We start from the raw sequence: 8,846 nt of genomic DNA on the forward strand, positions 1-8,846 counted from the left end.
GCAGGGTCAGTCGGGCAGGGCGATGGTACGCGCCACACCCAGTGTCCATTCCGGCTGGCTGCCGATGCCGATCTGCAGCGGCCGAGGCAGCTGCTCGGTGTCGAGCTTGTAGGTGAATTCGACGTAGCAGCGGTCCTCGTCGGCCGACACCTGGTCGGCGATGCGCCACTGGCTGAAGCGCTGCAGCGCCCGCAGCGCCTCGCCGAGCGAGCGGTAGGTCTGCGACAGCCCACCCTGGCTGACCTTGTAGCTGAAGGTCAGCGGCTGGTAGGCGATGCGCCAGGTGCGGGTGGCGCGGGCGAGTTCCTTGTCGCGCCAGTACCAGCGCGAGCGCATCAGCACCGCCTCGGCCAGGAAATGCAGCGCCACACCGCGCTGCAAGGCGTCTTCCACCCCCGCCGGCAGGTCGAAACGGGTCTCGAAATTCACCTGCACTCCCCGTTCGCTGCGCTGGGCGTCCAGGCGCAGCAGGTCCAGCGCACGGGCCGGCACCGCCGTCAGCAGCAGGCTGAGCAGCGTCAGGCACACGATCACCGCCGTGCGCAGGCGCATGCGCCCGCCAGGGCGGCGGGTGCAGCGGGCAATCGGGGGCGTCGACACGAGCGGCACGTTGGCGTGGGACCGGGGCTTCCGGCGCAGAGAAAGAACGGATCAGGGCTGCTTGTCCAGCCGGGCGTAGAAAAATCCATCGCCGGCCGGCACGGGCACCGTGGCACCTGCCTGCGGCGGATTGTCGGTCAGCGGCAGCAGGTGGCCGGGCGCCTGTCCGGCGCTGGCGTCGGCATGGCGTTGCAAAAACGCTGAAATCTGACCGGCACCCTCCGCCCGGAAGACCGAGCAGGTGGCGTACACCAGCCGCCCGCCCGGGCGCACCAGCGGCCACAGCGTGTCGAGCAGCGCGCGCTGGGTGCGGGCGAGGTCGCCGATGTCGCTGGCGCGGCGCAGCCAGCGCACGTCCGGATGGCGGCGCACGATGCCCGAGGCGCTGCAGGGAGCATCGAGCAGGATGGCGTCGAAGGGCCGGCCGTCCCACCATGCGGCGGTGTCGCGGGCGTCGGCGGCGGCGGTGCGGGCGCCGAGCAGGTGCAGGCGTGCCAGCGTTTCCGCGACCCGCTGCAGCCGGACAGCGTCGCTGTCGAGGGCGAGCAGTTCCAGATCCGGCCGCAGCTCCAGCAGGTGCGCGGTCTTGCCGCCGGGTGCGGCGCAGGCGTCCAGCACGCGGGCACCGGCGGGCAGGGCGTCCGGGCCGGTGCCCAGCAGCAGCGGGGCGGCGCGTTGCGCGGACAGGTCCTGGACCGAGACCCGGCCTTCCGCGAAGCCGGGCAGCAGCTGCACCGGCACCGGCTGGTCCAGCACGACCGCGTGGGCGCCGACGGCCACCGCGCCCAGACCCGCCGCGGCGAGTTCGGCCACGTAGCGGGCGGCATCGCCGTGGCCGGCATGGACCCGCAGCATCATCGGCGCGGCCTGGTTGGCTTCGGCCAGCAGTTCGGTCCACTGGCGGGGCCAGTCGCGCTGCAGCTGGTCGATCCACCAGCGCGGGTGCTGGTGGCGGGCGACCGGCAGCGTCGCTTTCAGGTCGGCGACCAGCGCGTCCCGCTCGCGCAGGAAGCGGCGCAGGATCGCGTTGACGAAGCTCGCGCTCTTGGGGGCGATCTGGTGCGCGCAGGCGACGGCCTGGTCGACCAGCGTGTGGTCCGGGTAGGGCGCGGCGGCGTCCGGCCAGAGCAGGGCCAGCGCGGTGATCAGCAGCGCGTCGACGCGCGGCGGCGGCATGCGCGGGGCCAGGCGCTCGCGGGCGGCTTCGGCGCCGCCCATCCAGCGCATGACGTGGAAGCTGAGGGACTGGGTGCCCGGGCGGGCGGGCGCGGGACAGGCGGCCAGTGCCTCCGTCAGCGAGCGGCCGCTGCGCACGGCAGCAACGGCGTCGGCCGTGTGGGCGAGCAGGCGGGACAGCGGCAGGCTGTGGGCGTGGGAGGAAGTTGCAGCGGTGGAGTTCACGGGCGGCAGTCTACGTGCCGCCGGCCTGCAGTTCCTGACCGGAGGCCACCGGGGCCTGAATGAAATGGCAGGAGAGCGCGGGCGGCTGCGGTGTGTCGAGCAGCGCGCAGGCCAGCCAGAGCGCCTCGGCGGCCGCCGGCAGGGCTTCGCCGGCGTGCACGAGCAGGCCCGGGCGGGTGGTGGCCGCATCGGTCCAGAGCCGCGCCAGCACCGGGCGGTGCATCCAGCCGAGGGCCTGCAGCGCCTGCAAGGCGCGGCCGAGGCCGTCCACGTCCGGCACATGGCAGGTCGGTGGCGGGGCCTCGGCGCCCCAGACGCCGCGCATCACCGTGTCGTACCAGGTGGTGCCCGCCGCGCCGACGAGGACCCCGTCCACGTCCGGTGCACCTTCCGGAACCATGCGGGCGAGGTAGGCGGTGAAGTGCGCGATGGCCTGGCGCAGCGCAAGCGGCAGGTGTTCCAGCTCGTTGTGCTCGCGCACGCCGCCGCGGTGGGGGCGGGCCGGCCCGGCCAGCCGGTGGCGCACCGCGAGCCAGGCCAGCCGGTCGATCGGACGGATCTGCCCGTCGGCGCACATCATGCGGCGCAGGCTCTGCAGCAGGGCCTGCCGCTCCTCCAGCGGCTCGGCGGCGCATTGCTGCAGCAGCACCGCCAGCGCCGACAGGCGGCCACCGGGCGGCAGCTGCTGTGTCCAGCCGCGCACCTGGGGGCTGGCATCGACGCCGCGGGTGGCGTCCGTCCAGGCGCGCCGTTCGCGGGCACTGTCCGGGGTCATCAGCAGCGCGAGCACGGCGGCCCGGCGCTCGCCCTCGCTGCGCAGGCGCACGAGCCGCGACCAGGCGTCCTGCGACACGGGGTCCAGCCTGGGTGGAGCACGCAGCAGGAGAGGGGCGGGCATGCAAAAAATGGCAGATTCGGCAAGTCTTGGCATCCTGCCCCCCGAGGCGCTGCCTTGTCCAGCCGAAAAGTGTTTCCGCAAGCCTGCGTTCAGAGCGGCATCGGGTGGCTCGGATGGCCGGCCAGGCGCAGCGCCGCCTGTCCGGAGAGCAGCGGGGCGGTCTTGAAGCCCCAGGCCAGTCCGACCAGCGTGGTCGGGAAGACGTGCAGCGCGTGGTTGTAGCGCTCGGCTTCGCGGTTGTAGACCAGCCGGCTGATGTGGATCTGCTCCTGCAGCGCGTCGCGCTGGCGCAGCAGCTCGGTGATGGCCGGCTCGGGGCCGAGGCCCGAGGTCAGGTCCTGCAACTCGCTGACCAGCGTGTCGAGCAGCGTGCCGAGCGACTCTTCGGCGGCGCCGACCACCTGCAGCGCATTGCCGCGCATGCCGCGGGCCTGCGCCTCGTCGGTGGCGCGGCCGGCCTGCCGCGCCGCATCGATCAGCTGGGCGGCAACGGGATGCTGGTCACCGGACAGCAGCGGGCGCGCGGCCTGGGCCAGTGCCAGTGCCACGGCGTGGCGGTGGCGCAGGTGGCTGGCCAGGGGGCCATAGCTGTGGTGGGTCTTGCTGCGCAGGCGCTTGAGGCGCTTGTGGGCGCCGAGCATCCAGAACGCCAGCACCGCCAGGATCACCAGGGTGGCAATGTTCATCGCGTGTCTCCAGGGTGGGCAGCACGGTGGCCGCCGGGGATCAGCCTGCGTCGGCGAGCCAGTCCGCGTGGCCCTTGTGGCGCAACTCGCACGCCGGACAGTGGCCGCAGCCGTGGCCCCACGGGTGGCGCTGGCCGCGCTCGCCGAGGTAGCAGGTGTGGGTGTGCTCGATGATCAGCTCGATCAGCGTCCGTCCCCCCAGCTGTTCGGACAGGTCCCAGGTCTGCGCCTTGGTCAGGAACATCAGTGGCGTTTCCAGCGTCATCGGCGTGGCCAGGCCGAGCGACAGCGCCACCTGCAGCGCCTTGAGCGTGTTGTCGCGGCAGTCCGGGTAGCCCGAATAGTCGGTCTCGCACATGCCGCCGACCAGCACCGACGCGCCCCGCCGGTAGGCCAGCGTCGCTGCGAAGCCGAGGAACAGCAGGTTGCGGCCGGGCACGAAGGTGTTCGGCAGGCCGTTCGCCTGGAACTCGATTTCGCGCTCGGCGGTGAGCGCGGTGTCGGAGAGCTGGCCGATCAGGCCGAGGTCGAGCACGTGGTCGTCGCCGAGCCGGTCGGCCCAGTGCGGGAACTGCGCGCGCAGCGCCTCGCGCACGGTCAGGCGGCAGTCCATCTCGATCAGGTGACGCTGGCCGTAGTCGAAGCCGACCGTCTCGACGCGCCGGAAGCGCTCCAGCGCCCAGGCCAGGCAGGTGGTCGAGTCCTGGCCGCCCGAGAAGAGCACAAGGGCGGTGCGCGGGTCGCGGGCGGCGGTGACGTTCATTGGCGGATCTCGCCCTGGCCGAGCACGACCCACTTCATTGAGGTCAGCCCCTCCAGCCCGACCGGGCCGCGGGCGTGGAACTTGTCGGTCGAGATGCCGATCTCGGCGCCCAGGCCGTACTCGAAGCCGTCGGCGAAGCGCGTGCTCGCATTGACCATCACGCTGGCCGAGTCCACCTCGCGCAGGAAGCGCATCGCGTTCGGGTGGTTGGTCGTCAGGATCGCTTCGGTGTGGTGCGAGCTGTAGTGGTTGATGTGGGCGATGGCCTCGTCCAGCGTGTCCACCACCTTCACGCTGATGACGGGTGCGAGGTATTCCTCGGACCAGTCGGCCTCAGTCGCGTCCACCACGGTCGCGCCGGGCACGTCCGACAGGATCGCCTTGGCGCGCGGGCAGGCGCGCATCTCGACACCCTTCGCGGCAAAGATCGCGCCGATCTGCGGCAGGAACGCTGTCGCCTGGTTCACATGCACCAGCAGCGACTCGGTCGCGTTGCAGGGGCTGTATTTCTGCGTCTTGGCGTTGTCGGTGACGACCAGCGCCTGCGCAATGTCGACCTCGGCGTCGATGTAGGTGTGGCAGTTGCCGTCGAGGTGCTTGATGACGGGCACCTTGGCTTCCGCCGAGATGCGCTCGATCAGGCCCTTGCCGCCGCGCGGGATGATCACGTCGACAAACGCCGGCATCGCGATCAACTGGCCGACGGCGGCGCGGTCCGTGGTCTCGACGAGCTGCACCGCGGTGGCGGGCAGACCGGCTTCGACCAGCGCAGCCTGCACCAGCTTCCACAGCGCCAGGTTGGAGTGGATCGCCTCCGAGCCGCCGCGCAGGATGCAGGCGTTGCCGCTCTTGATGGCCAGCGAGGCGGCCTCGATCGTCACGTTCGGGCGGCTCTCGTAGATCATGCCGAACACGCCCAGCGGCACGCGCATCTGGCCGACGCTGATGCCTGTCGGACGGCGCTTGACGCCGGTGATCTCGCCGACCGGGTCCGGCATCGCGGCCAGCTGCTCGCAGCCTTCGGCGACGGTGGCGATGACCTTGGCGCCGAGCTTGAGGCGGTCGAGCATCGGGCCGGACAGGCCGTTGGCCGCGGCGGCGTTCAGGTCGAGCGCGTTGGCGGCGTCGAGTGCGGCCACGTTGTCGCGCAGCAGGCGGGCCAGGGCCAGCAGGGTGCGGTTCTTGGCGCTCGTGGAGGCGGCGGCCATCCGGGTCGCGGCGGCGCGGGCGGCCTCGCCGACGCGGGTCATGTAGGCGGGGATGTCCTGGGTGTTCATGCCGGAATTGTCGCAGAGCCCCGCCGGGCCCGGGCTCAACCCTCCTGAGCCGCGATCTGCCGCAGCGCCTGCTCGAACACCTCGACCGGCTGCCCACCGGAGATCAGGTGTCGGTCGTTGAGGATGACCGCCGGCACCGAGCGGATGCCAGCCTGCTGGTAGAAGGATTCGTGCTCCCGCACGTCGTCGGCGTGGGCATCGCTGTCCAGCACGGCGCGGGCCGCGTCGGCGTCCAGCCCTGCGGCGGTGGCCGCGGCGAGCAGCACCGCATGGTCCCCCGGGCTGAGACCGTCGGTGAAGTAGGCCTTGAACATCGCGTGCTTGAGCCGGCGCTGGGCCTCGGCGGATTGCAGCCCGGCCCAGTGCAGCAGCCGGTGCGCATCAAAGGTGTTGTAGATCCGGCTGCGCTTGCCCAGGCCGAACGCGAAGCCGACACCCGCGCCGCGCTGGCGGATGGCCTCGGTGTTGGCGGCGATCTGCTCGGCGGAGATGCCGTATTTTTCGGTCAGGTGCTCGACGATGTCCTGCCCTTCGGCGGGCATCGACGGGTTCAGCTCGAAGGGCTGGAAGTGCAGCGTGGCCTGTACCTCGGGGCCGACCCGCGCGAGCGCCTGTTCCAGTGCGTTGAGCCCGATGGCGCACCACGGGCAGGAGACGTCGGAGACGAAATCGATTTTCATCCCCGAAGCATGCCACACCTAGTTAGATGTAGAACTCTGCCAAGCTCTATGCACCCTGAGCATCAATCAGGTGAAAATGTTTTCAACAGCCTTTCTAGGCATGAAGGATCTGGATCTATCGATACTAACCCCTCTCCGTCTAGAGAGATGCGGTAGAAAAGACAGGTTTCAGAATCAACGCTGAACTGTGATGTTTCGACCTTTGTCCGGCCCTTGCGCTTGGTTTTTATGGTGAGAGTAGCCTCATCAATGATAGATGCAATCCCATAGGGTTCAAGACTTATTCGATGTGACTGCTCATCATCATCAATTAGATCCGACTCGACTTGAATTTCAAGAGGTAGGTTGTTTGCATTGATTACAATAAGGAAGCCATCCTCCAGTGCTCCCGATATTTCGGCTAAGGTTTGTCGATGCGCTTCAATGTTTTCCAGCGTGTCCCCTATGGAAGCGATGGCTTCTTCTCGGGTCGGATCGAGTTCGTCATCGACCTCGTCGCCTTCATTCGATTCTTCATCGGCGCGCTCGTCAGATACCAATGATTGCAGTCGGGCATGCACCGATTGGCACTCTTTCAAGAACCCCGGTTGATGCTCCTCTCCGTGGCTGTAGTCCGCTTCGTGGGCCAGCCTGTTTCTGATGCGGGCGATCTTTTTTATGCGACGAATTAAGTCGGCATCCAGATTATCTTCCGCGGACCTTGCCATTTGTCCCAAGCCATAGCCAGTGGCGCCGAAGTGCGCGCGCAGCAACGACTCCATTGGCTTGCATTCGTTGATTACATTTTCAATGAAGCTCATGAATCCCCCTTCTTCATGATTGATAGAATATTAGCCGACAAACCCCTGCGGATTCATCGACTGCCAGCGCCAGCTGTCCTGGCACATCTGGTCGATGCCGCGCTCGGCCTTCCAGCCCAGCACGCGTTCGGCGGCGGCCGGGTCGGCGTAGCAGGCCGCGATGTCACCCGGGCGGCGGTCGACGATCTTGTACGGGACCGGGCGGTCGCTGGCGCGCTCGAAGGCCTTGACGACGTCGAGCACGCTGTAACCCTGGCCGGTGCCGAGGTTGACCGTGACCGAGGACTTCGCTTCGAGCAGGTGGCGCAGCGCCGCGACGTGGCCGGCGGCGAGGTCGACGACGTGGATGTAGTCGCGCACGCCAGTGCCGTCGGCGGTGTCGTAGTCGCCGCCAAAGACCTGCAGGTGCGCGCGCTTGCCGACAGCGACCTGCGTGACGTAGGGCATCAGGTTGTTGGGGATGCCGCGCGGGTCTTCGCCGATCAGGCCGCTGGCGTGGGCGCCGACCGGGTTGAAGTAGCGCAGGTAGGCGATGGCCCACGTCGGGTCGCACGCTTCCAGCTCGCGCAGCATCTGCTCGCCCAGCAGCTTGGTCATGCCGTAGGGGTTGGTGGTCGAGAGCGCGCAGTCCTCGGTGATCGGCAGGCGCTCGGGCTGGCCGTAGACGGTGGCCGAGGAGCTGAACACCAGTGCCTTGACACCCTGGTTGCTCATCGCGGTGGCCACGCTGACCAGGCCGCCGAGGTTGTTGCGGAAGTATTCGAGCGGCTTCTGCGTCGATTCGCCGACCGCCTTGTGCGCGGCGAAGTGGACGACGGCCGACACGCCGTGGCGGGCAATGATGTCCTCCATGCGGGCGGTGTCGTTGACGTCGGCTTCCTCGAACACCGGCTTTTCGCCCAGCAGGGTGGTCAGGCGGTCCAGCACGACGGGCGAGCTGTTGGCGAAGTTGTCCACGCCCAGCACCTGGAAGCCGGCTTCCTTGAGCGCGATCCAGGTGTGGGAGCCGATGTAGCCGGTGGCGCCGGTCAGGAGAATGGTGGGCATGGGGGTGGTTTCTCAGGCAACTGCGATGCGGTGAATTGTGGCAAACCCGCACTCCGATCCGCTGACCTTCCGATGAACAGCGCTGATCCGCCCACCCGGAGCGAGCAATTTCACCAGAAAGCGCGAGAAGCCCCGTCCTTCAGGGAGCGCAGGCTCGCGCAGCGAGCCGTTGGCTTGGTGGTTGAGTTTCCTGTGGCATTTTTGACTGGTTTTATATACAGTATCAATCATGTCCATTCGAGCCTTCCGCTTCCAGTTGCGCCCCAAGCCCGGCACCGCACACGCCCTGCGCCGGTTCGCGGGCGCGTGCCGCTGGGTGTGGAACCGGGCCATTGGCGAACAGCAGCGACTGCGGGCCGCTGGTGAGAAGTTCTCGGGCTACGTGGTGATGTGCCGCTGGCTGACGGCGTGGCGCAACGACCCGGACACGGCATGGCTGGCCGAGACGCCGGGTTGCGGTTCCCGAAGGCGTCGGACTGCAAGCTCGACACGGACAACCAGCGCCTGAAGCCACTGTGGGGGATCACTCGAATTGAGACACACAGGGCAGGCGCGAAAAACACGTTTTCCCTTTTCTGATCAACGACTTACGCAAAACATCTGCATCAAATCGCCTGATCACAGAATGCGCAGAAACCGTTCCGAATCGCGCGCGTTTTGAGACACGACCGATCGGAACCGAGCGCGATTGCCC

At 68.4% G+C, this 8,846-nt stretch carries 11 protein-coding genes; 1 reads left to right on the plus strand and 10 read right to left on the minus strand.

The genetic code is table 11. The features are described 5' to 3' along the window. Nucleotides 1–6 precede the first annotated feature (6 nt). From AABN02_RS19090 to AABN02_RS19135, 10 genes are all read right to left on the minus strand, one after another. Nucleotides 7–600, minus strand: coding sequence for a DUF4390 domain-containing protein (locus AABN02_RS19090; RefSeq protein WP_338416502.1), 594 nt, complete (start codon nucleotides 598–600; stop codon nucleotides 7–9). Nucleotides 601–651: 51 nt separating this feature from the next. Further along, nucleotides 652–2,001: a 16S rRNA (cytosine(967)-C(5))-methyltransferase RsmB gene (rsmB, locus tag AABN02_RS19095; protein ID WP_338416503.1), complete on the minus strand. Its 1,350-nt coding sequence runs from the start codon at nucleotides 1,999–2,001 to the stop codon at nucleotides 652–654. A gap of 10 nt (nucleotides 2,002–2,011) precedes the next feature. Next, nucleotides 2,012–2,899 carry a hypothetical protein gene (locus AABN02_RS19100; RefSeq protein WP_338416504.1) on the minus strand — a complete coding sequence of 296 codons (888 nt, stop codon included), beginning with the start codon at nucleotides 2,897–2,899 and terminating at the stop codon, nucleotides 2,012–2,014. An 89-nt stretch (nucleotides 2,900–2,988) separates the two neighbouring features. Next, nucleotides 2,989–3,585 (minus strand): LemA family protein, encoded by a 597-nt coding sequence (locus AABN02_RS19105; protein WP_338416505.1) that lies wholly within the window; start codon nucleotides 3,583–3,585, stop codon nucleotides 2,989–2,991. Between the two features lie 40 nt (nucleotides 3,586–3,625). After that, nucleotides 3,626–4,348: a 7-cyano-7-deazaguanine synthase QueC gene (queC, locus tag AABN02_RS19110; RefSeq protein WP_338416506.1), complete on the minus strand. Its 723-nt coding sequence runs from the start codon at nucleotides 4,346–4,348 to the stop codon at nucleotides 3,626–3,628. Further along, on the minus strand, nucleotides 4,345–5,625 hold the full coding sequence (locus AABN02_RS19115) for a glutamate-5-semialdehyde dehydrogenase (protein WP_338416507.1): 1,281 nt from the start codon (nucleotides 5,623–5,625) through the stop codon (nucleotides 4,345–4,347). Before AABN02_RS19115 ends, queC begins: the two co-directional genes overlap by 4 nt. Nucleotides 5,626–5,660: 35 nt before the next feature. Then, nucleotides 5,661–6,305, minus strand: coding sequence for a DsbA family oxidoreductase (locus AABN02_RS19120; RefSeq protein WP_338416508.1), 645 nt, complete (start codon nucleotides 6,303–6,305; stop codon nucleotides 5,661–5,663). Nucleotides 6,306–6,367: 62 nt separating this feature from the next. Next, nucleotides 6,368–7,105: a hypothetical protein gene (locus tag AABN02_RS19125; RefSeq protein ID WP_338416509.1), complete on the minus strand. Its 738-nt coding sequence runs from the start codon at nucleotides 7,103–7,105 to the stop codon at nucleotides 6,368–6,370. A 30-nt stretch (nucleotides 7,106–7,135) separates the two neighbouring features. Next, nucleotides 7,136–8,152: a UDP-glucose 4-epimerase GalE gene (gene galE / locus AABN02_RS19130; RefSeq protein WP_338416510.1), complete on the minus strand. Its 1,017-nt coding sequence runs from the start codon at nucleotides 8,150–8,152 to the stop codon at nucleotides 7,136–7,138. A 12-nt stretch (nucleotides 8,153–8,164) separates the two neighbouring features. Further along, on the minus strand, nucleotides 8,165–8,389 hold the full coding sequence (locus AABN02_RS19135) for a hypothetical protein (protein ID WP_338416511.1): 225 nt from the start codon (nucleotides 8,387–8,389) through the stop codon (nucleotides 8,165–8,167). Here AABN02_RS19135 and AABN02_RS19140 point away from each other — a divergent pair. Beyond that, nucleotides 8,382–8,660 (plus strand): helix-turn-helix domain-containing protein, encoded by a 279-nt coding sequence (locus tag AABN02_RS19140; protein WP_338416512.1) that lies wholly within the window; start codon nucleotides 8,382–8,384, stop codon nucleotides 8,658–8,660. The genes AABN02_RS19135 and AABN02_RS19140 overlap by 8 nt on opposite strands. Nucleotides 8,661–8,846 lie beyond the last annotated feature (186 nt).

Origin of the sequence: uncultured Sphaerotilus sp. (assembly GCF_963924895.1) — a bacterium.
Lineage (GTDB): Bacteria > Pseudomonadota > Gammaproteobacteria > Burkholderiales > Burkholderiaceae_C > Sphaerotilus.